This is a genomic window from Sphaerisporangium siamense, from assembly GCF_014205275.1.
Lineage (GTDB): Bacteria > Actinomycetota > Actinomycetes > Streptosporangiales > Streptosporangiaceae > Sphaerisporangium > Sphaerisporangium siamense.
In genome coordinates this window covers 7,353,780-7,378,887 of the sequence record NZ_JACHND010000001.1, presented here as the reverse complement: position 1 = coordinate 7,378,887, position 25,108 = coordinate 7,353,780, and the positions used below count along the sequence as shown (strand labels likewise).

22 protein-coding genes are annotated in these 25,108 nt (G+C 74.1%); 8 read left to right on the top strand and 14 right to left on the bottom strand.

Going from position 1 to position 25,108, the window contains the following annotated elements:
- Positions 1-48: 48 nt before the first annotated feature.
- A complete protein-coding gene (locus BJ982_RS33505) occupies positions 49-924 on the bottom strand; it encodes a DUF3152 domain-containing protein (RefSeq protein WP_184886741.1) in 876 nt (291 codons plus the stop codon).
- A 172-nt stretch (positions 925-1,096) separates the two neighbouring features.
- Positions 1,097-4,369: a chitinase C-terminal domain-containing protein gene (locus tag BJ982_RS33500; RefSeq protein ID WP_184886739.1), complete on the bottom strand. Its 3,273-nt coding sequence runs from the start codon at positions 4,367-4,369 to the stop codon at positions 1,097-1,099.
- A gap of 362 nt (positions 4,370-4,731) precedes the next feature.
- On the opposite strand from BJ982_RS33500, the gene BJ982_RS33495 reads away from it, so the two are divergent.
- Positions 4,732-5,358 carry a hypothetical protein gene (locus BJ982_RS33495; RefSeq protein ID WP_184886737.1) on the top strand — a complete coding sequence of 209 codons (627 nt, stop codon included), beginning with the start codon at positions 4,732-4,734 and terminating at the stop codon, positions 5,356-5,358.
- Between the two features lie 7 nt (positions 5,359-5,365).
- Here BJ982_RS33495 and BJ982_RS33490 read toward each other — a convergent pair whose 3' ends face one another.
- Positions 5,366-5,956, bottom strand: coding sequence for a hypothetical protein (locus BJ982_RS33490; protein ID WP_184886735.1), 591 nt, complete (start codon positions 5,954-5,956; stop codon positions 5,366-5,368).
- A gap of 246 nt (positions 5,957-6,202) precedes the next feature.
- On the opposite strand from BJ982_RS33490, the gene BJ982_RS40730 reads away from it, so the two are divergent.
- Together BJ982_RS40730 and BJ982_RS33480 are read left to right on the top strand one after the other, a co-directional pair.
- Positions 6,203-7,582: a sensor histidine kinase gene (locus BJ982_RS40730; protein ID WP_203958970.1), complete on the top strand. Its 1,380-nt coding sequence runs from the start codon at positions 6,203-6,205 to the stop codon at positions 7,580-7,582.
- Positions 7,579-8,265, top strand: a complete 687-nt coding sequence (locus BJ982_RS33480) for a response regulator (RefSeq protein WP_184886733.1) — start codon at positions 7,579-7,581, stop codon at positions 8,263-8,265. The genes BJ982_RS40730 and BJ982_RS33480 overlap by 4 nt, the downstream gene beginning before the upstream one ends.
- Before the next feature lie 5 nt (positions 8,266-8,270).
- Here the strand turns inward: BJ982_RS33480 and BJ982_RS33475 are convergent, their stop codons facing one another.
- From BJ982_RS33475 to BJ982_RS33465, 4 genes are all read right to left on the bottom strand, one after another.
- Positions 8,271-8,885 carry a DUF6879 family protein gene (locus BJ982_RS33475; RefSeq protein WP_184886731.1) on the bottom strand — a complete coding sequence of 205 codons (615 nt, stop codon included), beginning with the start codon at positions 8,883-8,885 and terminating at the stop codon, positions 8,271-8,273.
- A 229-nt stretch (positions 8,886-9,114) separates the two neighbouring features.
- A complete protein-coding gene (locus BJ982_RS39995; protein WP_260413888.1) occupies positions 9,115-9,243 on the bottom strand; it encodes a hypothetical protein in 129 nt (42 codons plus the stop codon).
- Between the two features lie 75 nt (positions 9,244-9,318).
- On the bottom strand, positions 9,319-10,407 hold the full coding sequence (locus tag BJ982_RS33470) for a HesA/MoeB/ThiF family protein (protein ID WP_184886729.1): 1,089 nt from the start codon (positions 10,405-10,407) through the stop codon (positions 9,319-9,321).
- A gap of 482 nt (positions 10,408-10,889) precedes the next feature.
- Positions 10,890-11,252, bottom strand: coding sequence for an MmcQ/YjbR family DNA-binding protein (locus BJ982_RS33465; protein ID WP_184886727.1), 363 nt, complete (start codon positions 11,250-11,252; stop codon positions 10,890-10,892).
- 85 nt (positions 11,253-11,337) lie between these two features.
- Here BJ982_RS33465 and BJ982_RS33460 point away from each other — a divergent pair, with 85 nt between their 5' ends.
- The 3 genes from BJ982_RS33460 (at position 11,338) to BJ982_RS33450 (ending at position 14,838) form a co-directional block, all read left to right on the top strand.
- Complete coding sequence (locus BJ982_RS33460; RefSeq protein WP_239122874.1) at positions 11,338-12,138, top strand: carotenoid biosynthesis protein; 801 nt, start codon at positions 11,338-11,340, stop codon at positions 12,136-12,138.
- Entirely contained in the window at positions 12,126-13,583 is a 1,458-nt protein-coding gene (locus BJ982_RS33455) for a phytoene desaturase family protein (RefSeq protein ID WP_184886725.1), read from the top strand. Before BJ982_RS33460 ends, BJ982_RS33455 begins: the two co-directional genes overlap by 13 nt.
- Before the next feature lie 85 nt (positions 13,584-13,668).
- Positions 13,669-14,838 carry a glycosyltransferase family 2 protein gene (locus BJ982_RS33450; RefSeq protein WP_239122873.1) on the top strand — a complete coding sequence of 390 codons (1,170 nt, stop codon included), beginning with the start codon at positions 13,669-13,671 and terminating at the stop codon, positions 14,836-14,838.
- On the opposite strand, the gene BJ982_RS33445 is transcribed toward BJ982_RS33450, so the two are convergent.
- A complete protein-coding gene (locus tag BJ982_RS33445; RefSeq protein WP_184886721.1) occupies positions 14,789-15,397 on the bottom strand; it encodes a glycerol-3-phosphate acyltransferase in 609 nt (202 codons plus the stop codon). The genes BJ982_RS33450 and BJ982_RS33445 overlap by 50 nt on opposite strands.
- On the opposite strand from BJ982_RS33445, the gene BJ982_RS33440 reads away from it, so the two are divergent.
- The gene (locus BJ982_RS33440; RefSeq protein ID WP_221482417.1) at positions 15,360-16,223 is read left to right on the top strand and encodes a spheroidene monooxygenase; all 864 of its coding nucleotides are present in this window, start codon (positions 15,360-15,362) and stop codon (positions 16,221-16,223) included. The genes BJ982_RS33445 and BJ982_RS33440 overlap by 38 nt on opposite strands.
- Positions 16,224-16,345: 122 nt before the next feature.
- Here BJ982_RS33440 and BJ982_RS33435 read toward each other — a convergent pair whose 3' ends face one another.
- The 4 genes from BJ982_RS33435 to BJ982_RS33420 all read right to left on the bottom strand — a co-directional run bounded on the left by BJ982_RS33435 (position 16,346) and on the right by BJ982_RS33420 (position 20,856).
- Positions 16,346-17,332, bottom strand: a complete 987-nt coding sequence (locus tag BJ982_RS33435) for a phosphate acyltransferase (RefSeq protein WP_184886719.1) — start codon at positions 17,330-17,332, stop codon at positions 16,346-16,348.
- Position 17,333: 1 nt separating this feature from the next.
- Positions 17,334-18,293, bottom strand: a complete 960-nt coding sequence (locus BJ982_RS33430; RefSeq protein WP_184886717.1) for a phytoene/squalene synthase family protein — start codon at positions 18,291-18,293, stop codon at positions 17,334-17,336.
- Positions 18,290-19,735, bottom strand: coding sequence for a phytoene desaturase family protein (gene crtI / locus BJ982_RS33425; RefSeq protein WP_239122872.1), 1,446 nt, complete (start codon positions 19,733-19,735; stop codon positions 18,290-18,292). The genes BJ982_RS33430 and crtI overlap by 4 nt, the downstream gene beginning before the upstream one ends.
- Positions 19,736-19,800: 65 nt before the next feature.
- A complete protein-coding gene (locus tag BJ982_RS33420) occupies positions 19,801-20,856 on the bottom strand; it encodes a polyprenyl synthetase family protein (RefSeq protein WP_184886712.1) in 1,056 nt (351 codons plus the stop codon).
- Between the two features lie 256 nt (positions 20,857-21,112).
- Here BJ982_RS33420 and BJ982_RS33415 point away from each other — a divergent pair, with 256 nt between their 5' ends.
- Positions 21,113-22,069: a YbgA family protein gene (locus BJ982_RS33415; protein ID WP_184886710.1), complete on the top strand. Its 957-nt coding sequence runs from the start codon at positions 21,113-21,115 to the stop codon at positions 22,067-22,069.
- Here the strand turns inward: BJ982_RS33415 and BJ982_RS33410 are convergent.
- Both BJ982_RS33410 and qcrB read right to left on the bottom strand, forming a co-directional pair.
- Complete coding sequence (locus BJ982_RS33410) at positions 21,957-23,237, bottom strand: MFS transporter (RefSeq protein WP_184886708.1); 1,281 nt, start codon at positions 23,235-23,237, stop codon at positions 21,957-21,959. The two genes, BJ982_RS33415 and BJ982_RS33410, sit on opposite strands and share 113 nt — an antisense overlap.
- Before the next feature lie 85 nt (positions 23,238-23,322).
- Positions 23,323-24,957 carry a cytochrome bc1 complex cytochrome b subunit gene (gene qcrB / locus BJ982_RS33405; RefSeq protein ID WP_184886706.1) on the bottom strand — a complete coding sequence of 545 codons (1,635 nt, stop codon included), beginning with the start codon at positions 24,955-24,957 and terminating at the stop codon, positions 23,323-23,325.
- Between the last annotated feature and the right edge of the window lie 151 nt (positions 24,958-25,108).

Here is a 25,108-nt window from a genome sequence, read left to right as displayed (position 1 = left end):
CGGTCACCGTCCGTGACGCGGCGTGTCGGTGCGTGACGGGAGGCGGGGCTACCCGCGGTCCTTCTTCCGGCCCGCGCGCGGGTAGGGCCAGGGGTTGGGGCGGCAGCCCTGCAGCGAGATGGTCTGCTGGGTCATCACGGGCGCGGGCCTGCCGCGCGACGGGCAGGGCTCGTGGCCGTGGCCGAGCGCGTGGCCCACCTCGTGGCTGATCACGTACTCGCGGTAGGCGCCGAGGTCGTCGCCGTACCCTTCGACGCCGAAGGCCCAGCGCTTGGCGTTGATGACCGAGCGCCGGCCGTTCCAGCAGGAGACCTCGCCCAGCGTGCGCAGCGGCAGGCACTGCGCGTCCGTCGTCGCCGGGCTGGACAGCGCGACGCGGAACCGCGCCGGGCCTTGGTCCACCCTCTTGAACCGCATGCGGCCCCCGGCGCCCCAGCCGCGCCGGTCGTTGAGGGTGCGGTGCACCTCGGCCGCGAACTCCTCCGGGTCGAAGGGCAGCCCGCGCTCGACCTCCACCAGGTAGCGCACGAGCGGGCCCTTGTGGCCCTTCGGCGGCGCGTCGCCGCCGCGGGCCACCGCGTACCGGCCCTGCGCCGCACGCGGCACCCGCACCCGCGCGCGCTCGCCGCGGCCGGCCGGGGTGTCCTCGCCGGGGTCGCCCGCGCGGGCCTGCGGCACGCCGTCGGCGGCCCCCGACGGCGAGGGGCTGCCCGAGGGCGAGCGGCTGCCCGAGGGGCCGGGGGCCGGGCTCGCGGGGCCCGGACCGACCGGCGCGGCGGCCGCGGGCGTGCCCGGCGCGGGGGCGCCGGAGCCGGGCGCCCGCCCGTCGGCCGCCAGGGCGCCCGCGCCCGCGAGCAGGACCAGCCCGGCCGCGCAGGCGGCCAGGACGGACCTCGGCCCGTGTCCGGCAGGCGCAAGCGGCATCGCACATCTCCGAGTCGACGGTAAAGATCGCCGGAAAGCCTATTACTGTTAGGCGCAGACCATGTCCTTCGAGGCGCCGCAGGGCCGCGGAAACCCCCGAGACCCCCTAAAAGGGGCGCGCCGCCCGGCGGAAGGGGCCGGGCGGCGCGAAACCGGGGTCAACCGGGGTTGATCAGCGAGGGTTGTCGACGGACATGCGGTAGCTCTGGCCGCCGAACGTGATCGTCCAGTTGGACGGCGACGCGATCGGCAGGTCGTAGCGGAGCTGGATCTCCTTCGACTGCCCGGGAGCGATGCTCTCGTAGGTCGGGACCGTCAGCCGGACCCGATGGAAGTCGCCCTTGAGCCCGCCGACGTTCGGTCCGGTGTGCCCGGTGGACACGACGGACAGCGTCCAGCCCGTCTGCTGGTTCATGGTCGGCGGGGCGGAGGTGCCGTAGTCGAACTCGATCGTGGCGCCGCCGGGGATGGTGGTCGTGGAGTTGTTGGTGAACTTCAGCTTCGGCGAGATCGGGTAGTTCGCGTCGCCCACCGCGTAGCCGTACAGTTCGGCGTTGACGTTCAGGGTCTGGGTCGGCATGGTCTTGGTGCCGGCCTTCAGGTTCCCGTACGGCGCGGCCGTCTTGAACGTGTTGTAGATCTTCGTGGTGAGCGTGTCGCCGATGAAGTACTCGCCCTTGCCGCCGTCACGCTCCGGGTAGTAGGCGTAGTCGCCCGCCAGCTCCCAGATCATGATGCCGCCCATGCCCTTGCTGGCCACGTAGTCGGCCTTGGCCTGGACGGACTGCTCGTCCTCGGTCGACAGGTACACCTTCTTGTCGTTGTTCCAGAGCCAGGGGGCGACCATGGACGAGGAGTACTTGCGGGCGTAGGTGCCCGAGATCCGGTCGTTCGGGTCGGTGTCGGGCGTCAGGCCGTACTGGGTGATGTAGCTGCCCTGCTTGCCCTCCTGCAGGTTCTTGTAGTGCCACGCCGGGTTGACGCCGGCCGGCACCTCCTGTCCCGCCGCGTCCAGGTCGTGCCACAGGTTCTCGATGCCGATGGCGCCGTCGCCACAGGGCACGGTGGAGCCGATGTCCGAGCCGGTGCCCTTCGGGCACTTGGTCTGGTCGGGCAGCTTGGACAGGCCCCACAGGCCGTCGGTGCCGCCCGTGACGCCCTTCCAGCCGCGGCTGTAGTAGCCGAGACCGAGGTTGATGCGTCCGGATTGCATGGCGCCGCGCAAGTGGTGGTACGCCCAGTCACCGTTCATGTAGCCGATGTTGCTGTAGGTGCCGTAGACGTTCCAGTGCTTCATCTCGGCGTCGGTGCCGTCGTCGTACAGGGCCTGCAGCGGGCCGACGAACTGGTTCCAGGCGCCGTGCAGGTCGTAGGTCATCATGTTGGCGTAGTCGAGGTACTGGGTGACCTGGTAGCTCTCGCTGCCGCGCAGGATCCAGCCCGAGGCGGTGGTGGCCGCGGTGAGCAGGTAGTACTTGCCGTCGGCCGCGGCGGCGGCGTCCAGCTTCTGACGCAGGGTGCGCATCAGGTTGACGTACCCGGCCATCAGCGTGGCCCGGCGCGGCTCGGAGAACGTGAAGTCATCCGGGTTGCCGGCCTTCGGGGCGGAGGTCGCGTACTCGTAGTCGATGTCGAGCCCGTCGAAGCCGTAGTCACGCAGGAACTTCACGGCCGAGTCGGCGAAGGTGTTGATGGACGCCTGCGAGCTGGCCATCGTGTAGAAGCCGCCGCTGGCCTGGCGCTTGCCGTTGTCGTCGATGTAGCCGCCGGTCTCGGCCCAGCCGCCCACCGAGATCAGGGTCTTGACGTTCGGGTGCTGCTTCTTGAACTTGTTGAGCTGGTTGAAGTGGCCCTTGTAGGAGTACGCGGGGTCCATCTCGGCGCCCTGCACGCCCGGCCACTCCATGCCGATGGACGGGTTGTTCGCGCCGGCGCCGCCGACGGAGACCTTGTTCTGGCCGTCGATGTGCGCGAACGCGTAGTTGATGTGGGTGATCTTGTCCCACGGGATGTCCTTGGGCAGGTACGAGGGCGAGCCGTCCTTGCCGGTCCGCCAGCTCGTGAAGTAGCCGACGACGCGGCGCGGGTGGTCGGCGCCCATCTTCTCGCGGCCGTTGGTGTCGTACACGTTGCAGTACGGGACGTTGGTCACGCCGGGCGACTGGTAGAGCCCGTCGGGACGGCAGGCCGACTGGTCGGTGGGCTGCTTGTCGGTCCGGACGGTCACCGTCGGGGAGAAGCCGGACTGGTTGTTCGCGGCGTCCTTGGCCCGCACCTTGAAGGTGTACTCGGTGTCCTGGGTGAGGCCGGAGACGGTCGTGGTGGTCGCGGGAGGCGTCCCGGTCACCGTGGCCGCGAGCGTGTCGCCGTTGTAGACCTCATAGGAGGTGACGGCGCGGTTGTCGGTGGAGGCGCCCCACTGCAGCGTCACGCTGGTGGTCGTCTTGCCGGTGGAGGACGGCGTCCCCGGCACGGTCGGCGCCTGGGTGTCGGGGTTCTGGTCCTGCAGGGTGCGGACCGTGGTGGCGGGGGAGGCGGGGCCCTCCTGGCCGGCGGTGTCGCGCGCCTTCACGGTGAAGGTGTACTCGGTGTCGGGGGTGAGCCCGGTCACGGTGGCGGACGGCGTGACGACCTGGGCGACCTTGGTGGAGCCCTGGTACACGTCGTAGGAGGCGACGCCCTTGTCGTCGGTCGCGGCGGCCCACGTCAGCGCGACGCTGTTGGTGGACGGGGTCGCGACGGGCTTGCCGGGCGCGCTCGGCGGCAGGTCCGTCTGCGTCGGCTTCTGCGTCCGCACGGTGGTGGCGGGCGAGGCCGGCGACTCCTGGCCGGCGGTGTCGCGCGCCTTCACGGTGAAGGTGTAGTCGGTGTCGGGGGTGAGCCCGTTCACCGTGGCCGAGGTCGTGGTGCTGGAGACGACCTTCGTGGTGCCCTGGTAGACGTCGTACCCGGCGATGCCCTTGTCGTCGGTGGACGCGGCCCAGCTCAGGGTGATGCTCGTGGGGGTGGAGGTCCCCGTGGGCTTGCCGGGCGCGGTCGGCGGGGTGTCCGGCTGGGTGCCGCCCTCACACGGGTTGCCGTTGATCTTGCAGTTGGCGGGGGGCGTGGTCGCACCCATCCCGACGAAGCCGAAGCTGTTGGCGCCGGTCGTGCCGCCCGCCGGGACGTTGGCGTTGCCGCTGCCCGGCTTCACCGTGACGTGGCTGCCGCTGATCGTCGGCGTGCCGTTCCACCAGTTCCCGATGGACTGGCCGGAGTTGAGGTCGAACTCCAGCGTCCAGGTGGTGGCGGCGGTGTCACCCGAGTTCTTGACCTCGTAGCTGCCTTGCCACCAAGTGCCGCGGTCGGCGGCCGTGAACTTCGCCGTCAGCGACGCGGCCGCGCTGGCGGGCGGCGCGGTGACCGCGGTCAGGCCGATGACGGCCGCGCCGTACGCGGCCGCCACTGCGGCCGCTCTCCATTTACGGAGACGGGACATCAGGCTTCCTCTCTAGCGGAGCAGATAGGGCGTGCGTGTCCCCCCAAAGCGCGTGCAACTGCACGACCTCCCCGCCGGGCGGCGCAAGACCGCTCGTCGGGAGGGTTTTGAATAAGAAAGTTTCCTATCAATTCGGGAAGCTACCCTCACCTGCGGAAGCCGTCAATCCCCGAGTTTCCGGGTGCGCGCCGACGGGTGAAACCGGCCTGCAATCGACGGACAACCACGCCGCAAGCAGGGGCTCGTACCACTGTCCCTAGGGGGTTCCAGTTCACACGCGAGCGATCCAGGGCGACGGCGCGGCCGGAGTCACGGACGGGAGGCGACCCGTGTCCGCCGATTCTTCCCCGGTCAAGGTCATCGCGCTGGTCACGGCGGTCCTCGGCCTCATCACGGCCGTCCTCGTGCTCGTCAACGAGGTCAGGAAGGGACCGGTCCCCGAGCCCCGCGGCACGGGCGCCGCGCGCGACTTCGCCCCCCGTCCCCCCACGGACGAGGGACGGCCGCCCGCCGCCACCCCTACGCCCGCGCGGCGGACGACCGAGCCGCCTCCCCCCGACGACGACCCGCCCCAGGACGGCCCGACCGAGAAGCCGGCCCCCACGCCCTCGCCGGAGGTCACGCCCGCCACCCGGACCGCCGGATGGATCACGGTCAGCGTCTGCGACGAGCTGACCCAGGGCGCGGCCTTCGAGCGCGCCGACGTGCTGATCGGATATCCGGCCACGCCGGCCGTCATCCAGGTCTCGCCCCAGGCCCCGCGGAGCTGCCTGCCGTACCGCCTGGCCGGCACCGGCCCCTACGGCTACTCGGTCACCGTGTACCTCTACGACGCGATGGGCGTCCTGCGCAACACCTACGTCGGCCGCGGCCAGGTGGACCCGGCCGCCGGCGCCACCTACAACGTGATCTGGAACAACGGCGTGAACGCCGTGGAACTGGTCGCCGCCGGCTGAGCGCGCCTCAGCCCACCGGCGCCCCGGCCGGGGCCGCCGCCGGCCACGCGCGCCGCGTCCACAGCGAGGCCGACAACCACACCACGCACGCCCCCGCGACCACGTGCAGCGCGCTGGTCAGCGCCGTGTCCGGCAGCGGCGCCAGCAGGGCGAACAGCGGCAGCGCGACGCCGTACCCCACCACCGGGACGCGCGGGTGGACGCCCGCCCTGACCATGGACACCGCGAACAGGGCCGTCCCGGCGGCGAAGACGGCCGCGCTGCCGAGCAGCGCGGCCCGCGTCGGCCCCTGCAGCAGCGCGGCGAGCGCGGCGCGGTCCAGATGGAACAGCGCGAGGTTCAGCGTGTACGCCGCGCCGCCGAACAGGCCGAGGCCGATGACCTGCGCCGCGTACCCCACCAGGCCGAACCCTCCCGCCCGCGCCCGCTGGCCGAGGTACAGGCCGGTGACCAGCGGCACGGCGAGCGACGGCGCCACACCCAGCACGAAGCTGGTCGGCGCGGTCTCGGCGGTGAACGCCTCGATCGCCCCGGGCACGGCGACGAACAGGCCGCACAGCACCCCGGTGATCGCGCTGAAACGCATGAACGACTGCATGAGGACTCCTGACATCCCCGGACGGCGCCGGGGCACGGTCTGCGGTCCGGCCGCGCGAGCGGTTTCGGACGACGGGTGGAAGAGATCCGCAGCAGACGGTAGGGACGCCGTCCACCCGCCCGTAAGTGCCGGTCGGCGAGGGTCCGTCACGCGGCCCGCGCCCCATGTGCCATCCGGCACGTGCCGCACGGCCAGACCCCGCGCGCACGCCCCCGCACCCTGGAGCTCCCCGCGTACGCTGAGGACGTGTCAACGTCCCGGACCGTCCGGCGTGCGCCATCGGCCGTGCCGCCGGTCGTGCGGCGGGTGTCCTCCGTCGCGTCGCCGGTGTCCTCGGCGCGGGCCGCCCGGCGGGCCTCCTTCCTCGTGTACGCCGCCGTACTCCTCGCGGGGCTCTACGACGCGGCGCTGCGCCACGGGGACGGTGGCGGTGGCTCCCCGCTCCCGGCCGGGCCGTGGGCGCCCCTGGGGCCCGGAGGGCCGCTCTCCGTCGTGGTGTTCGCCGCGGGCATCGGGGCGCTGTTCGCGCTCGACCTGATCGAATCCCGCCGCTTCCGGCCCGGCCCGCCGCCCGCGCGCGTCGCCGCGGCACTGCTCGGCCTCCGGCTGGCGCTGTTCGTCCTCGTGACGGCCTTCGACGGCTCCGGCCTGTCGCACGTCCTCCTGGTGCTCGTCCCTTTCACCGCCCGCCTGTCCTTCGGCCGCACGGCCGGCGCGGTGTCGGCGGTGGCGTGCGCCGCCGTCGTCCTGGCCGGGTACCAGTGGGCGGCGCCGGGCTGGCCCGGCGACATCGAGTACGTGTCCGACCTGCTCATGCTGGGCGTCGGGCTGATCCTCTCCTTCGCGGTCGCGGGCGTGGCGGCCGGCGCGGAGGAGGACCGCGCGCGGCTGCGGGAGTCCAACGCGCGGCTGGCCGCCTACGCGGGCCAGGCGGGCGAGCTGGCCGCCGCCGCCGAGCGCGTGCGCGTCGCCCGCGACATCCACGACGGCCTCGGCCACCACCTCACCGCCGTCGCCGTCCTGCTGGAGAAGGCCACCGCCTTCGGCGAGCGCGACCCGGCCCTGGCGCGGCAGGCCCTCGCCGACGCCCGCGAGTCCACCCGCCGCGCCCTGGACGACGTGCGCCGCTCGGTGCGCACGCTGCGCGCGCCCGCCGCGCCCGCCCCGGAGTTCTCGCTGCTCGCCGCCCTCACCGACCTCGCCGCGGGCGCCGCGGGCCAGGCCCCCGCCGTCGAGCTGGACCTCGGCGGCGACGAGACCGGCTACGACCCGCGCGTGCGCACCACGTTGTACCGTGCCGCGCAGGAGGCGCTCACCAACGCCCGCCGCCACGCGGGCGCCACCCGCGTGTCCGTCGGCCTCGCCCTCGGCGACGCGGAGGCGCGGCTGGTCGTCGCCGACGACGGGCGCGGGTTCGCCGCCGGGGCCGAGGGCTTCGGCCTGACCGGCATGCGCGAGCGCGTCCGGCTGGCCGGAGGCCACCTCGACCTGGCCACCGGCCCCGGCGCGGGCACCCGGATCACGATCACGATCCCGCGCGCCCCCGCCCCGCCCGCCCACGCCGGCGCCGTGACCCCGCCGTTCCCCGCCGGAATGCCGCCTTCCCCGGCCGGAGGCACGCCGTGAGCGCGGACGGCCCCGTGCGCGTCCTGGTCGTGGACGACCAGCGGCTGGTCAGGGAGAGCATCGCCTCGCTGCTGGACATCGAGCCCGGCATCAGCGTCGCCGGAGTGGCCGCCGACGGGCACGAGGCCGTCGAGAAGGCCACGGAACTCACCCCCGACGTGGTCCTCATGGACGTGCGGATGCCCGGCCTCGACGGCGTGCGCGCCGCGGCCGTCATCGCCCGGCGCCTGCCCGCGTGCCGGGTGCTGATGCTGACCACCTTCGACGACGAGGAGTACGTCGTCGAGGCGATGCGGTCGGGGGCGTGCGGCTACCTGCTGAAGGACCTGCCCGCCCGCGAGCTGGCCGGCGCGGTGCGGCTGGCGCACGCGGGCGTCACCCCGCTCGACGCCGCCGCCACCGCCCACCTCACCCGGGGGCTGCGGCTCCGCGCCGAACCCGCCGTCCCCGAACCGCCGCCCCCGCCGACGGACGCGCTGACGCCCCGGGAGGTCGAGGTGCTGCGCCTGGTGGCGCTCGGCTGGACCAACAGGGAGATCGCCGCCCGCCTCTACCTCAGCGAGGGCACGGTGAAGAACCACATCTCCCGCGTCCTCACCCGCCTGGGCCTGCGCGACCGCACCCAGGCCGCCGTCCACGCCCACGACCTCGGCCTCCTCGGCCCGCCGCGCGCCGGGCCCTAGCGGTCTCACCCCGGGCCGGGGCCCGGCCGCGGCGGAGGCAGCGGCGCGATCGCGCGGGCGTGGTAGCCGGCCAGCTCCTCGCCCCGGTGGTAGAGGCGGGCGAGCGCGTCCAGGCACGGGGCGACCACCGCCGGGTCGGTGACCCTGCGGGCCCCGGTGTGCGCGCCGATCGCGTCGTAGAGCACCTGGTAACACAGCGACCGCGAGAAGATCACCAGTTCCGGCAGCGGCGCCGTGGTCTCGGCCTCGCGCAGCGCGCTCGCCGGCATCACCCGGATGTGCTCGCCGGCCGCCGCCCGCACCGCGAAGAAGTGCATCTCCCACTGCAGGTACGGCGTGACCGGGCTCTCCACCACGCGCAGCCGGCGGAAGTCCGGCCGCGCCGCGTACAGGCGCGCCAGCGCCGGGCGGTGCTCCTCCATCAGCGCCAGCGAGCGCGCCCAGTCGCCCTCGACCATGGCGTGCCAGCTCGCCAGGCCCGTCTCGTCGAACACCTGCGCCCGTTCGAGCTTCCACACCGTGTCGCGGGACGAGGCGAAGACCTCGTCGAACTCCCGCTGGTACTCGGCGACGGCGAGCACTTCCCCCTCCGCGGCCCGGAGCCGGTGGAACGCGTCCAAGGTTTCCTCCCATTCTGTCGGTCGATGACCGCCGGTCAGGTACGGGCGCGCCGCCGGGAGGCGCGAGGCGGTCACGGGGCCCGTCGCCGGCGAGAGGGGGCGGCGTGGGACGGGCGTCCGGCGGGGGCGCGTGGCGGCCCCGGAAGGGAACCTCGGGAAGGGCGTGCCGGGACGGCGCGACGCCAGGTCGGTAGGCGGATTCCCACCCGCCTACCGATTCACTTCTGGATCAGTTGGAGTTGCCGGAGCTGTCGGCGGTGGTCTCGATCTTGTCCAGCCTGCGGATCGCGATCGGCGGCCTGACCTCGCCGTCGCGTTCGATCTCGGGAGGCTGCATCTCGCTTTCTGCGTGACTCATGGGGTGCCTTCCGGTAGGGGCCTCGCGGCATGACCGCACGGACTGACCTGATCGTCCTGGCGCCGCCGGGGGAGGTCAATGGCCGTCGCGTCCGGGCCCGCAGACGGGGCACTCCTTCCGGGAGGGGTGCCGGACGTCGATGAGCTGGTCGGGCGCGATCAGGTTCAGCCCGCCGACCCGCCCCGGCGGGATGGCGGGGACGCCGGTGAGCTGCGTGATCACCGCGTGCGCGACGAGGTGCCCGGAGATGCCGGCCGAGGTGGCGATCACGCCGGGCCCGCCCAGGTCGGCCGGGCTGCCGGGACGCCGCCGGGCCTGCTCGCCCGCGCTGACGCACTCGTAGCACGGATGGCCCGGCGCGTAGACCCCGACCGTCACCAGGGGGCCGCTGTACCCGCCGCCCGCCCACGGGATGCCGGCCCGCGCGCACTCCCGGTTGGCCCACACCCGCAGGCCGTGCCCGCGCGGCTCGTCGGCGCACAACGCCAGCATGTCGGCGCCGGCGATGAGCTCGGCGAGCTGCGGCCGGGTCTCGACGCGGCGCCGGGCGCCGGTGATCGTCACCGCGGAGTTGAACTCGCGCAGCCTGCGCACGGCGACCTCCGCCTTGCCGTGCCCGATGTCGGCCTCGCCGTACAGGGCCTGCCGGTTGAGGTTGGACGGCTCCACCACGTCGGGGTCCACGCAGTGCAGCCGCCCCACGCCCGCGGCGGCGAGCGCCCAGGCCGCGTGGCTGCCGGTGCCGCCGAGGCCGAGCACCACGACGCGCGCCTTCTTGAGCGCGAGCTGCGCCTCCCAGCCGTGGACGCGCGGGGTCAGGTCGACGCGCCGGAAATAGGCGTGGTTCCTGCTGTAGCGTTCCACTTCCCGCGGGGTCAGCTCGGGCGGGGGCACGGCGGCGGCGTCCTCGACGTATCCGGAATCGACGAGCTGGGCGACGACGGACTCCGCCACTTGGCCGGACATTTCCGGGAAAATGGTTCTTAGTCGCGACACTAGGGCGGCGGTCGGGAGGGTTCCGTCCATGAGTGAGAGCGCCGCCCACGCCCACCCGTCGGGATCGTCGATCTCCGCCGCCACGCCGTAGATCTCGCCGCCGATGCGCACGGTCCCGTCGGCGAACCGGTGCGGGCGATGCTCGGCCTTCACCCTGGGGCGACGCACCCCGTGACCACCTCCCCCGAGGAACCGGATCTGCGGTGATCATGTCATAGGAACGGGTGTTTCAATAACCACGTTTCATCTTTTATGTACATAAAGGATCTCAAAGAGGGACATTCCCCTGGGTAGAGGCACAGAGAGGGGCTGAGTGGGATTCCGGAGCCGCCCATAACGGTGTTATCGATGTGCCGGATGGGGCCTCTATTAGTTTGAAAAATAAGTCAATGGTAGAGGGCTGGAAAGTTCTCTATACTCACTTCGCGCGATCCATGGAAGCCATCTATATAGGAGATTCCATGTCCGAAGTGTCGGTGGCTCTCCAGCGGCTCATCGAGGTCCGTGGACGCAACCTTCCCCTGGTCCAGCGAGAGATCGCCCGCTGACAGGCGATCGACGCGCACCTGGACGAGCTGCAGGCCGCCGTCGCCGACCTCGGGCCCACCTGGCCAAGGCCCTGCGCCACTGAGCGGCGGGCCGTAGCGGGGTCAGACGGAGTGGCCGATGCCGTGCGCGGCCTCGTGCGCCTCGACCATCGGCCGGGGGGCGGTGAGGCACCAGGCCTCGGTGACCAGCTCGAACAGCTCGTCGGGCTCGATCTTGTCCAGGTGGACGACGACCCAGCCGAACCGCCCGGCGGTGAACTGCACCTCGAACACCTCGGGCCGTTCCGCCACCAGCGCCATCTGCTCCTCGATGGTCGCCTTCAGCCCCACGGTCTCCGTGCGCTCCCACAGATACCCGAAGCCCTTGCCCCGCACCTTCAGCGAGACCCACTCGCCCCCGTCGCCCTGCCGCACCTCGGGCAGGCGATCGAGCATGCCCAGAAACTCTTCCACGCTGACGCCCATATCCCACAGATACCAGCCGCCCCCGACAATCCCGTGAACCCGATCTCGGTGCATCCGATCTCCGCCGCCCTCCGAAGGACAGGGCGTGAGGACGACGGAGACGCCAGAGGAGGCGCGGACCGGCGACGCGCGGCGCGGCCCCGGACGCCGGTTCGCCGCCGCCGGAGCCTTCCTGCTCGTCGCCATGATCTGCGCCCAGGTGGTGACAGGACTTCTCCCCGAAGACGTGCGGATGACCACGCTGGTCGTCGTCCTGTTCGCGGGATGCGCCCTGGCCTACGCGGCCGCCGGCCACGGCCCGGCCCGGGCCGCCGGCGCGTTCGCCGCCGCCGCTGCGGTGGGCTACGCCGCGGAGTGGATCGGCATCAGGACCGGCCTGCCGTTCGGCGACTACCGCTACGGCGGCCTGCTGTGGCCGAGCCCCGGCGGGGTGCCGCTGATCGTCGCCCTGGCCTGGGCCGGCATGGGCCTCGCGGCGTGGGCGGTCGCCTGCCGGATCGTCCCCGGCCGGTCCCGCCGCCGGGCGGCGGCGCGCGCGGCCACGGGGGCGCTCGCGCTGACCGCGTGGGACCTGTTCCTCGACCCGCAGATGACGCGCCTCGGCCTGTGGGAGTGGGCGGACGCGGGGCCCTACCGGGGCGTGCCGCTCAGCAACTTCGCGGGGTGGCTCGTGGTGTCCCTGCTGGTGATGGTCGTGATCGGCGCCGTCGCGGGCGAACCCGTGCGTGGCGGCGGCCTGGTCGCGCTCTACACGGTCATGGCGGTGATGGAGACGGTCGCCTTCGCGGCGGTGTTCCGCCCGCCCGACCCGCTGGTCGCCGCCGTGGGAGGCGCCGCGATGGGAACGTTCGCGCTGCTCGCCTGGAGGCGCCGATGGCGGAGGTGATCGTGGTCGGCGGCGGCGTGGGCGGCATGGTGTCCGCGCTGCTGCTGGCCAGGGACGGGCACGCGGTCCGGTTGTACGAACGGCTGCCCCGGCTCGGCGGCAAGCTGGCCGAGCGCCGGCGGGAGGGGTTCACCTTCTCCCTCGGCCCGTCGCTGCTGACGCTGCCCGGCCTGTTCCGCGACCTCGGCGTGCCCCTCGACCTGGTCGAACCGGATGAACTGTGCCGCTATCGGTTCGCCGACGGCTCCACCCTGCGCGCCTACCGGGACCCCGGCAGGACCGCCGCCGAGGTGGAACGGCTCGCGCCGGGAGAGGGCGACCGCTGGCGGGCCTTCTACCGCTGGGCCGGGGACTGCCTGGCCGCGTCCCGGCGCACGTTCTTCTCCGCGCCGCTGGCGCTGCCGACCCATCTTCCCCCGTCGCGGCAGCGGCCGCGCGCCGCCGACCTGCGGGCCGTCGCCCCCGGGCGCACCCTCGACGGGCTGGCGCGCCGCTTCTTCCGCGACCCCCGCCTCCGGCAGTACGTCGGCCGGTACGCCACCTACGCCGGGTCCAGCCCCTACCGGGCTCCCGCGGCGCTCGGCTGCGTCCCCGCCATCGAGCACGGCGAAGGCGGCTGGTACGTGCCCGGAGGGCTGCCCAGGATCGCCGAGGCGCTGGCCGTCCTGCTCGGTAAGGCGGGCGTCGAGATCCACCTCGGCGCCGAGGTCGCCGCGGTGCTGGCCGACCGCGCCCGGGTGCGCGGGGTGAGGCTGGCGGGCGGCGAGACGGTGGCGGCCGACGCCGTGGTGGTGAACGCCGACGCGGCCGCCCTGTACGGCAGGCTGCTGCCCGACCGGGCCCGGCTGCGGCGGATCGCCAGGCTCGGCCTGTCGTCGTCGGCGTTCCTGCTGCTCGCGGCGGTGGAAGGTCGGACCGAAGGGCTGCCGCACCACTCGATCGTGTTCTCCGCCGACTACCGCGAGGAGTTCGGCGACATCTTCGACCGGCGGCGGCCGCCCGAGGACCCGACCGTCTACATCGGCTGCTCGGCCGTGGACGACCCCACCCAGGCCCCGCCGGGCGCGGAGAACTGGGTGATGCTGGTCAACGTCCCCGCGGGCGACCCCGCGCGCTGGCCCACGTCCCCCGACGCCTACGGCGAGCTGGTGCTGGAGCGGCTGGCCTCGCGCGGCCACGACCTGGCGGGCCGGCTGCGCTTCGTGGAGACGTTCACCCCGGCCGACATCCGCGACCGGTACGGCGCGCCGGGCGGCGCCATCTACGGCAGCGCGTACGGCGGGCCGCTCGCCCCGTTCCGGCGTCCCGGCAACCGCGGCCCCCGCCGCGGCCTGTACCTGGTCGGCGGGTCCGCCCACCCCGGCGGCGGCCTGCCCCTGGTCACCATGGGCGGCCGCATCGTCGCCGACCTCGTCAAGCACGACTTCCGGCGGCGTTCCCCGTGACCCGCCCGGCCCCCATCTTCCGGCGGTGTTCTTCATGACGCGCCCGGCTTCGACCTCCCGGCGGTGTTCCCCGTGGCGCCCGGCTGTGACCCCCGCGCGCCTGCTCGCCGCGGCCCAGGCGCTCGCCGCCGTGGCCGTGGCCGTACGGCTGGGGCGAGGCCGGCGGCGCCTCCCCCCGCTGACCGCTCCGCCGTCGCACGCCGACGGGGCGGTCCCGTCGATCTCGGTGGTGATCCCGGCCAGGGACGAGGAGCAGCGCGTCGCGCCCTGCCTGACGGCCGTGCTCGCCGACCCGGCCGTCACCGAGGTGATCGTCGTGGACGACGAGTCCACCGACGGCACCGCCGCCCTCGCCGCCTCCCTCGGCGCGACGGTCGTCACGGGCGCCCCCTTGCCCCCCGGCTGGGTCGGCAAGCAGTGGGCGCTGCACCAGGGGCTGCGGCGGGCGCGCGGCACGGTCGTCGTCACGCTGGACGCCGACACCAGGCCCCGTCCCGGCCTGTTCGCCGCGCTCGCGGACGCGCTGGACGGACGCGACCTGGTGAGCGCGGGCCCGCGGTTCGTCTGCGACGGGGTGGCCGAGCAGGCCCTGCACGCCTCGTTCCTCGCCACGCTCGTCTACCGCTTCGGCCCGATCGGCCCGCCCGCTCCGCCGCCGCCGCACCGGATCGTCGCCAACGGCCAGTGCCTCGCCTTCCGGCGCGACGCGATGCTGCGTGCCGACGGCTTCACCCGGGTGCGCCGCCACCTGACCGACGACGTCGCCCTCGCCCGCGCCCTCGCCGCCGAGGGATGGACGGTCGCCTTCCTGGACGCGGGCGGCCTGCTGGAGGTCGACATGCACGAGTCGCCCTCCGGCGTGTGGCGCGAATGGGGCAGATCTCTGCCGCTGGCAGACGTCACCGCACCCGCCTGGCAGGCCGCCGACCTCGCCGTCGTCTGGCTCACGACCGCGCTGCCGGTGCTCCGGCTCGCCGCCGGCCGCCCGACCCGGCTGGACCTCACCCTGCTCGCGGTGCGGGCGCTGCTCGCCGGCGCCCTGCGGGGCAGCTACGCCCGCCCGGGAGCCGGGGTCGCCCTGTCGGTCCTCCTCGACCCCGCCACGGCGGCGCGGCTGACCCACGCCACGCTCCGCCCCCCGCGAACCTGGCGGAACCGCACCTACCCCGGCCCGGCACGCGACCGGACGCGCGCCGCCGGCACCGTCACCGGCGGCGGCCGGCCAGGGCCGCCTGGCCGAAGCGCAGGCCGATGAGGCACATCAGCGCCCCGGTGGCGGCGACCTGGCCGACCGGCGCGAACAGCAGTTGCGCCACCGGCAGGGCGAACACCCCCGCCCGCGCGCCGATGGCGAACGACCGGGTCACCGCGGCGGTCCCGCCGAGCATGGCCAGGCCGACCGCGAAAGCGGGCGGGCAGATGACGGCGAAGCCTCCGGCGAAGGTGAGGATCGAACGTCCGCCGCGGAACCCCGCGAAGACCGGCCAGGCGTGCCCGATCATCGCCGCCGCCACCGCCACGTACACGGGTGGCACGCTCGGGCCCGCCACCACGCCGAGGCCGGAGGTGTGCGCGCCGCCCGCCACCAGGCCGAGCAGCCCGGCCAGCAGGCCCTTGAGCATGTCCCCGGCGAACACCGGGGCCGCGCCGCGCCCGCCGAGCCGGCCGCGCACGTTCCAGAACCCCGGATTGCGGTCCCCGACCTCACGGGGGTCGAAGCCGTGCGCCCTGGCCACCAGCACCGCCACCGGGACCGAGCCGAGGAGGTAGCCGCCGATGACCGGCAGCGCGAGCTGGACCAACAGGGGAGTCATCGCTTCATTCCATCTCACCAGGTACGCGGACCTGGGGGCGATGCGGCACATGGCGCTGGACCGTCCGGTGCTGCGCCGCACGCCGGGATTGCTGTTCTGGCGGCTGCTCGGCACCGGGCGGGGTCCGTCGATGACGCCGGGCGCCGACCCGCGCCGCTGGGCCCTGTTCGCCGTATGGCGTGACGAGACCGCACTGGACCGCTTCCTGGCGCGCTCGCCCATCCCGGCGCGCTGGCGCCGCGAGGCCACCGAGTCCTGGCAGGTCCGCCTGACCCCCGTGACCTCGCGCGGCACCTGGGGCGGCACCGACCCGTTCCCCGCACTCCCCTCCCGCGGCGAACCCGCGAGACAGAGAGAGGACGCCGCGGGAGAGGACGACGGGCCGGTGCGACGCGCGGAGGGGATCGCGCGAGAGGAGGACGGGCTTGGGTTCGCGCGAGAGGCCGATCCGGTCGGCGGGGCCGCCGGCGCGGGCGGGCCGGTGGCGGTGCTCACGCGGGCCGCGATCCGGCCCCTTCGGCTGGCGGCCTTCTACCGGTCGGTTCCCGGGGTGGACGAGCTGCTGCGCGCGCAGGACGGCAGGCTGGCCTCCGTCGGCGTGGGGGAGTGGCCGCTCGCCCGGCAGGCCACGTTCTCGCTGTGGCGGGACGCCGCCGCCGTGCGCGCCTTCGCCTACGCGGGCGAGGCCCACCGCCGCGTGATCGGCCGGGTCCGCGCGGAGAACTGGTACTCCGAGGAACTGTTCGCCCGCTTCACCCCCTACGGCAGCGAGGGCACTTGGGACGGCGCCGACCCCTTGGCCACGTTCCACGCCCCGCCGGCCTGACCGGCGCCGCCATTCCCCGGACGGCCCGCCGAAGGCGATCTCGGCCGCACGTGGCAGCCCGCCGGGAATGGCCCCGGTCGTACGCGTAGGCCCGCCGGGGCCGGGTTCGGCCCGGTGCGTCGTCACGGGGCCGTCCTGACGGTGAGCCGGTCGCGGAGCCGGGAGGCCACGCCGCCGCGGGCCAGGTCGCGGGCGACGACGCAGGCGCGCGCGATCGTCGCGGCGCGGGAGGAGCCGTGCGCCACGACCACGGTGCCGGTGAGGCCGAGCAGGGCGGCGCCGCCGTGCGTCTCGGGGTGGTAGAGCCGGGCGACCTCCCGCAGCCGCTCCGGCTCGGCGGCCCCGCGACGCGCCGCGAGCGTCAGGGCCGCCCGCACCGACCCCTCCACGTTCTTGAGCACGACGTTGCCGGTGAACCCGTCGGTCACGATGACGTCCACCGTCCCGGAGAGCACGTCGTGGCCCTCGACGACGCCGTGGAAGCGCAGCGGCGCCCGGCGCAGCAGCTCCTCGGCGCGGCGGGTGAGCCGGTTGCCCTTGCCCGGCTCCGACCCGATCGACAGCAGGCCCACGGACGGCTCGGCGACGCCGAGCACCAGTTCGGCGTAGCAGGCGCCGAGCAGGGCGAACTGCACGATCATCTCGGGGGTGGGGTCCACGGTGGCGCCCGCGTCGATGAGCACGGTGGCCGCGCCGCCCGTCGTCGGCAGCGCGACGGCCAGCCCCGGCCGCAGCACCGGCGCGGCCAGGCCCAGGTGCCGTACGGCGCTCGCGACGACCGCGCCGGTGGACCCGGCGGACACGAACGCCCCTCCGACTCCCTGGCCCAGCAGGTCGAAGGCCACGGCGAGGCTGGACCCGGTCCTGGCAAGCGCCCCCGCGCCGCGCTCGGTCATCGGGACGACGTCGCCGGCGTGCGCCACGTCGGCCTCGCCGCGCGCGCCGAGCCGGGCCAGCTCGCGGTCCAGCACGTCCCGCCGCCCGGTGAGGATCACCTCGACGCCGTGCTCGCGCCGCGCCAGGACCGCTCCCCGGATGATCTCGGCCGGGCCGTGGTCGCCGCCCATGGCGTCGACCACGACCGGCAGGTCCCGCGGGTCGTGTGCCATGTCAGCGCGCCTCCGCCCGCGTCCGGCGCTCGGCGCGGTCCGCCGAGGCGGCGGCGGCGAGCTGCCGCGCGAACACGGCGAGCCTGCGCCGCCCCGGCACCCGCGCCCGCGCCGCCAGCACGTCGTACCCGGCCGCCTCGACCTGGTCCAGGATGCCGCCGTACAGCTCGTACGCCGCGCGTATACACGGCCGCGAGGACGGCACGAGCATCGCGATGCCGGGCAGCGCCCGCCGGTACAGCTCGCGCGCCCGGCCAGTCTCGTACGCGATGAGGTCGCGCACGGCGCGGCTCGCCCGGCGGTCGGCCAGGTCGCCCACGGTGACGCCGAACTTGTCCAGGTCCTCAAGCGGCAGGTAGACGCGCCCCCGGGCGAGGTCCTCCGCCACGTCGCGGATGAAGTTGGTGAGCTGGAAGGCCAGGCCCAGCATCCGGGCGGGCTCGCGGGCCCGCTCCGCGGCGCCCGGCAGGGGTTCGAGCACGGGCAGCATCATCGTGCCGATGACGGCGGCCGAGCCCTCCATGTAGCCGAGCAGCTCCTCATAGGTGGCATACCGGGTCACGGTCAGATCCGCCCGCATCGAGCCGAGGAAGGCGCCGACGTCGTCCGGGTCGATGGCGAAGGACCGCACGGTGTGCGTGAACGCGGGCAGTACCGGGTCGCCGACCTGGTCATCGGCTCGCGCGGCCGCTCGGTCACCGGTGGTCCACGCGGACAGCCGGGCGGTGAGGCCGTCCAGGGCCGCGGCCCGGTCGCCGGTCATCGCGAAGGAGTCGACGATCTCGTCGGCGTACCGGGCGAAGCCGTACAGCGCGTGGACGTGCGGACGCTTCCAGGCGGGCAGCAGGCGGGTGGCCAGGTAGTAGGAGCGCCCGTAGGCGGCGTGCAGCCGGCGGCAGCGCGCGTAGCTGGCGGTGAGCGTGACAGGCGCGGTCGTGAGGGGCGGGGGATGCGAGGTCATGGGGAGCTCTCCAGGATGCGTTCTGCCGCCAGCCGGCCGGAGATCAGCACCGGCGGAACCCCCACCCCCGGCGCGGTGTACATGCCGGCGAAGTGCAGCCCGGGGAGGCGGCGGGCGGCGCCGGACGGGCGGAACCAGGCCGTCTGGGTGAACCGGTGGTCGAGGGCGAAGGGGGTGCCGGCCGAGTGCCCGCGCCGCCGCCACGCGGGCGGGTCGAGGACGAGGCGGGGCGCCGAGGACAGGTCTCCGTAGCCGAGGTCGGCGAGCCGGGCGAGCATGCGGTCCAGCAGCCGCGGGGTGAGGCGTTCCCAGTCGCCGCCGCCGGTCAGGTTCGCGGTCGGCTCCAGCACGCTGAGCGTCGCGTGGCCGTCCGGGGCGGCGTCGCCGTCCGGCCGGGGGTAGGTGACCAGCAGGCTGGGGTCCGGCTGCGGGCGTCCCGCCGCCAGCGCGTCGAAGGTGGACGCCCACGCCCGCCCGAAGTGCAGGGTGTGGTGCGCGCGGCCGGGCAGGGGCCGGTCCAGGCCGAAGTGCGCGACCAGGCAGGACGGCGAGAACCGCGGCCTGCGCGGACGGCGGTCGCCGGCCTCGGGGGGCAGCAGGCCGCGCGCCGCGAGCCGGTCGCAGGCGAGCACGACGTGGTCCGCCGCGAGCCGCTCGCCGGTGTCCAGCCGGACCGCGGTCACCCCCGCGCCGCCGGTCTCCACGCGGGTGGCACGCACGCCGTACCGGAACCGCGCGCCCGCCTTCTCGGCCGCGCCCGCCATGGCGCGCGGGATCGCGTGCATGCCGCCCGCGACCGGGAAGTAGACGCCGCCGACCGTGTCCATGTGCGCGATCACCGCGTAGATGCCCAGGGCGCGCCGCGGCGCGAGCCCGACGTACAGGGCCTGGAAGGTGTGCGCCCTGATCAGCCGCTCGTCGGTCAGGTGCCGGCGCACCAGGGCGTCCAGGCCGCGGAAGCCGCCGAGCGCGGCGATCCTGGCGAGCGCGTACGGCCGGGCCAGCGCCCGCAGGCGGGTCATGTCCCTGTCGATGAAGGCGTTCCATTCGACGTGGAACATGTCTTCCAGGTGCCGCCGGAAGCGCAGGTAGCGGACGGCTTCAGCGGGGCCGCACAGCTCCCGTACCTGCTCGGCCATCGCCTCGGCTCCGGCGACCACGTCCAGGCGGGACCCGTCGTGGTAGGTCATCCGGTAGTACGGGTCGAGCCGCCGCAGCGGCAGCCAGGACGACAGCTCCGCGCCGGCGGCGGCGAACGTGTCGGCGAGCACGTCCGGCATGGTCAGCACCGAAGGCCCGGTGTCGAACCGGTACGGGCCCGCGGAGCCGGTCCCGCAGCACCCTCCCGGCACGTCCTGGGCCTCCACGACGGTCACCTCGCGGCCCGCTCCGGCCAGCCGCATCGCCGCCGCGAGCCCGCCCAGCCCCGCTCCGATCACCACGACGTGTCCACGCCCGCCCGCCGGCCCTCCGGCTCGCCGCGCGCCCGCCCGGCCCCGGCCGTCCATCAGGCGCTCCTGGCCGTGGCGAGCCCGGCGAGCTCCAGCAGGGCGGCCTCGGCGTCCGGTGGGACGGCGGCCCGGACGAGCGCGTTCCGCGCGGTGTCCAGCAGGGTCTCGATGCGGCGCTCCGCCGTCTCCAGCGCGCCGGTCGAGACGATCAGCTCGCGCGCCGCCGCGACGCCGGAGTCGTCCCGTGCCGCCGCCAGCACCGCCGCGCCGTACGTCCCGGCCCGCTCGCGTGCCACCGCGGTCAGGTAGGTCTGCTTGCCCTGGCGCAGGTCGGCCCCTGCGGGCTTGCCGGTGACGGCGGGGTCGCCGAAGACGCCGAGGACGTCGTCGCGGAGCTGGAACGCCTCGCCCACCGGCAGCGCGTACGCGCTCAGGGCCGCACGCAGGGCCGGGTCGCCTCCGGCGACCGCGTGGCCGAGGTGCAGCGGCCGTTCGACGGTGTACTTGCCGGACTTGTACCGTGCGATCACCGTGGTCTCCTCGCGGCCGGCCGCGCCGCGGGCGGCGCTCGCCACGTCGAGGTACTGGCCGGAGATGACCTCCACGCGCAGCGTGGTGAAGACCTCCATCGCCTCGCGCAGCCGTCGCGTCCCGTGCAGCAGCGCCGCGTCGGCCCAGGTGAACGCCAGCATGCCCAGCAGGGTGGCGGCGGAGTCCCCGAACCGGCCCGCGTCCCCGGACCAGCCCCGCCCGCGGTGGTGCGCCGTCAGGCCCGTGTGCGCGGTCGTGCGGCCCCGCCGCGTGCCGGCCTCGTCCATCACGTCGTCGAGGATCAGCGCGGACGCGTGCAGGATCTCCACGGCGCAGGCGGCGGGCAGCACCGCGTCCAGGTCCTCCTCCGGGCCTCCCGCGGCGCGGTACCCCCAGTAGACGAAGGACGGCCGCAGCCGCTTGCCGCCGCCGCGCACGAACTCGGCGAGGTAACGGCCCACCACCTCGCGGTCGGCGTCCCCGAGGAAGGCCAGCCGCCGCATCTCCTGGGCGAGGAGCTCTTCGAGGCGGCGGTCGACGAGCTCCCGGACATCGATCTTCTCTCGGGCAGACGTCACCATGCGCACCGCTCCTTCGTCCCCACGGGGATCATGGGCTCGTTTGCTGGGTTTTCGTACGCGCCCGCCGTCCCGGTTGCATCGCCGCGCCACCCCCGTACCCGCCGTCTCGCCCCGGCCCTGAACCGGCCCCGATTCTTTGACCACTGTTGGCGTCCGCGTGCCGCCCGCGAGGTTGCCTCGGCCGGGCGTGGCGGGGTACGACTGGAACTTGAATAGGTTTTGAGTAAGTTCATGCCTCGTATGGGACAAGGGGAAGATGATGAACGCGGACGTCAGGCCCCGGTTGGCGGTGTCGAGCTGCCTGCTCGGCGACCCCGTGCGGTTCAACGGCGGGCACAGCCGCGACCGGTTCCTCACCACCGAACTGTCGGAGTACGTGGACTGGGTGCGCGTCTGCCCGGAGATGGAGATCGGCCTCGGCACGCCCCGCGAGACCCTTCGCCTTGAACGTTCGCCCGAAGGCCCGCGCCTGGTCACCCGGCGCGGCCGCGCCGACCTCACCGCGCCGATGAGGTCCCTGGCCACGGCCCGCGCCGCCACGCTCGACGTGGATGGGTACGTGTTCAAGGCCAAGAGCCCGAGCTGCGGCATCCACGGCATTCCCCTGTACGCCGGGGACGGCGTGGTCGACCGGCGCAACCGCGGTCTGTTCGCCGGGGCGGTGATCGACGCCCACCCCTCCCTGGCCGTCGAGGACGAGGGCCGCCTGCGCGACGCCGCTCTGCGCGAGGCGTTCGTCGAACGGATCTTCGCCGCGGCCCGGCTGCGCTCCCTGCTCGCCGAGCCGTGGCGCCCGCGCGACCTGGTCGATTTCCACGCCCGCCACAAGATGCAGGTCCTGGCGCACGCCCCCGAGGCGTACCGCGCGCTCGGACGGCTCGTCGCCACCGCCGGGACGGCCCCGCGCGAGCCGCTCGCCCGCTCCTACGCCGGCGCCTTCCGCGCCGCGCTGGCCAGGAAGGCGACCGTCGGGCGCAACGTCAACGTCCTGCACCACTGCCTCGGCATGATCAGCGAACGGCTGGACCGCGCCCGCCGCGCCGACCTGGTCGAGGTCATCGAGTCCTACCAGGCGCGCCAGGTCGCGCTCAGCGTGCCCGTCACTCTCCTGCGCCACCACGCCAGGGGCGAGAACGCGGCCTACGTGTACGAGCAGTCGTACCTGTCGCCGTATCCCGATCCCCTTCGCCTGCGCAATCACGTCCCGTGCTGACGGGCGGGCGTCCCGCTCTGAGCAGAAGGACCGCCGGCAGGACGACCAGCGCGGCCGAGGCGGCGGCCAGGACGCCGTACCCGCCCGTGGACAGGATCATCGTGGCGCTCTGCCCGGCCACCGCCGCCACGACCCAGACCACCGCGTCCACCTCTCCCTCCAGCCGGGTACGGTCCGCCTGCGGCAGGTCACGGGCCAGCCCGCCGCTGCCGCCGATGAAGCACAGGTTCCACCCGTACCCGAGCAGGAACAGCCCCGCCGTCCGCGACCACGGGTGCGCGTCGCCGGTGGCGGCCAGGAACGCGGCGGCGAGCAGCGTGACCAGGCCGGCGGCCATCACCGGCCGGGTCCCCAGGCGGTCCACCAGCCGTCCGGTGAGCGGCGACAGGGCGAACATGCCGAACGTGTGCGCCGACAGGGCGACCCCCACCGAGCCGAGCCCGTGGCCGTGCATGCGCATGTCGAGAGGGGCGGCCGTCATCAGCGCCACCATGATCACCTGTCCGGTCACCATGGTCGCCACCGCCGGCCACACGACTCTCGCCCCCGCCAGCCCGCGCGCCCGAGCGACGGGCGCCTGATCGGACGGCACCGTGCCCGTGGCCGTCGAACTCCGGGGGAGTGCCTGGACGACCAGCGCCGCGCCCGCCGCCGCGAGCAGCGTCGACAGCAGCGGCCCCGTGAGCGGGGGCGCGCCGAGCGCGGCGGCCGCGTCGGCGGCCGGCTGGAGCAGCAGCGGCCCGCCCACCGCGCCGACCGTCGCCCCCCACACCACGATGCCGATCGCGAAGCCGCGTCGCTCCGGGGCGTGGAAGTCGGCGGCGGCGTACCGCGAGAGTTGCGCGGCGGCGTTGCCGAGCCCGAGCAGCAGCGTTCCCGCGCACAGCAGGACGATCTGGTGGGCCGCCACCGCGGCGACCGCCAGCGCGGCCCCGGCGATGGCGGCGAGGTAGCCCAGCGCGAGCCCCGGGCGCCTGCCGCGCCGCTCCATCAGCCGGGTGAGCACCAGCGCGCCGAGGCCGGTCCCGGCGATGCTCGCGGTCACCGGGACGCCGCTCCAGGCGGTGCCCAGGGTCTCGGCGGCGGCGAAGGTGGCCGTGACCCCGGCCGTCGCCATGGCCGCGTTCATGAGGGCCGTCCCCGCCGCGAGCGCCACGGTGGCCCGCACCCGGACGTCGGTTTTGTGGTGCTTTAGGGCAACGAACGACACAAGCCCGCGAGCTTAACAGCCCGCCCACCAGAAGTCGCGGGGATTACGAGCGCCCCGAGGGGCCAGGGATCTCCTTCTCGTGCCGCTCCCGCTCCTCCGAGGCCCTCGGCGAGGGCGGGACTGGTGTCGTCCCCCGGGCGTAGCCTTCACTGAGCTTGGCCCGCAGCCGGCCGAGCGGGTGCCGTACGACCTCCGGCAGCACCCCGTGGCCATCCGGGGCCGCCCGGATCACCGGGATGGGCTTCTTCCCCCGCACCACGTCCGCCAGATCCTCCACAGCGGGCACGTGCACCTCGACGTACTCGCCGTTCGGCAGCCGCTTGATCACGCCGGACTCGACGCCGTGGGCCAGCGTCTCCAGGTCCCTGCGCTGCAGGGCCACACACAGGCGGTGGGTGATGACGTAGGCGATGACGGGCCCGAGGAAGACCAGCACCCGCCCGGCCTCCGTCGTGGAGTAGAGGGGGATGTGGAAGCGCGCCGAGATCCAGTCGTTGGTGCCCATCAGCCACAGGACGCCGTAGAACGTGATCGCCGCGACGCCGATCGCGGTGCGGTGCGGGTTGTTGCGGGGACGGTCGCACAGGTGGTGCTCACGGTCGTCCCCGGTGATCCACCGTTCGGCGGCGGGATACACCAGCAGGCCGACGAAGATGATGCCGATCGGCAGGAAGGCGGGCACGAGCACGCTCAGCGGGACCGTGTACCCGAAGAAGTTCCACTCCCACGACGGCATGAGCCGCAGAGAGCCCTCCAGGAAGCCCATGTACCAGTCGGGCTGCGACCCCGACGAGACGTTGGACGGCAGGTACGGGCCGAACAACCAGATCGGGTTGATCTGGGCGGCCGTCGCCAGCAGCGCCAGCGCGCCGAACGTCACCACGAAGTAGGCGGTGGACTTGACCATGAACGACGGGAAGAACGGCCCGCCCACCACGTTGGTCTCGGTGCGCCCCTTGCCCGGCATCTGCGTGTGCTTCTGCACCCACATCAGCATGAGATGGGCGGACACCAGCGCCAGCAGGGCGCCGGGGATCAGCAGGATGTGCATGGTGAAGAACCGCTCGATGACCACCTCGCCGGGATACTCCCCGCCGAACAGCAGGAACGAGAGGTACGTGCCCACGACCGGAATCCCGATGATCACCCCTTGGGTGATGCGCAGTCCCGCGCCCGACAGCAGGTCGTCCGGCAGCGAGTACCCGGTCAGGCCCTCGCCGAGGGCCAGGGCGAACAGCAGGATGCCGATGGTCCAGTTGACGTCCCGCGGCTTGCGGTACGCCCCGGTGAAGAACACCCGCAGCATGTGCACGGTGATGGCCGCCACGAACAGCAGCGCCGACCAGTGGTGGATCTGCCGGATCAGCAGACCTCCGCGCACGTCGAAGCTGATGTGCAGCGTGGAGGCGTACGCCTCCGACATGCGTACGCCGTACAAGGGCTGGTAGGAGCCCCGGTAGACCAGCTCGCCCATGCTCGGCCTGAACCAGAACGTCAGGAAGACGCCGGTGAGGATCAGGATCACGAAGGTGTAGAGCGCGATCTCGCCGAGCAGGAACGACCAGTGGTCCGGGAACACCTTGCGCAGGTTGCGCTTCATCCATGAGCCCGCCCCCAGGCGGTCGTCGATGAACTGCGCGCGCTCCGCGAGGAGCTTCGGCGGGCCGTCGAACGTCATGGCCACCCCCTAGCTACAGGTCCGGCGTCCACCGCGCCCCCGCCTCCCCGGCCCGCGCGGCCCCCACTGCCAGTACCTACAACGCTACGCTTTGCACACCCATGACCTCCCCCCAGGCCACCCCGACCGCCCGGCCGCACCCGTTACAGAG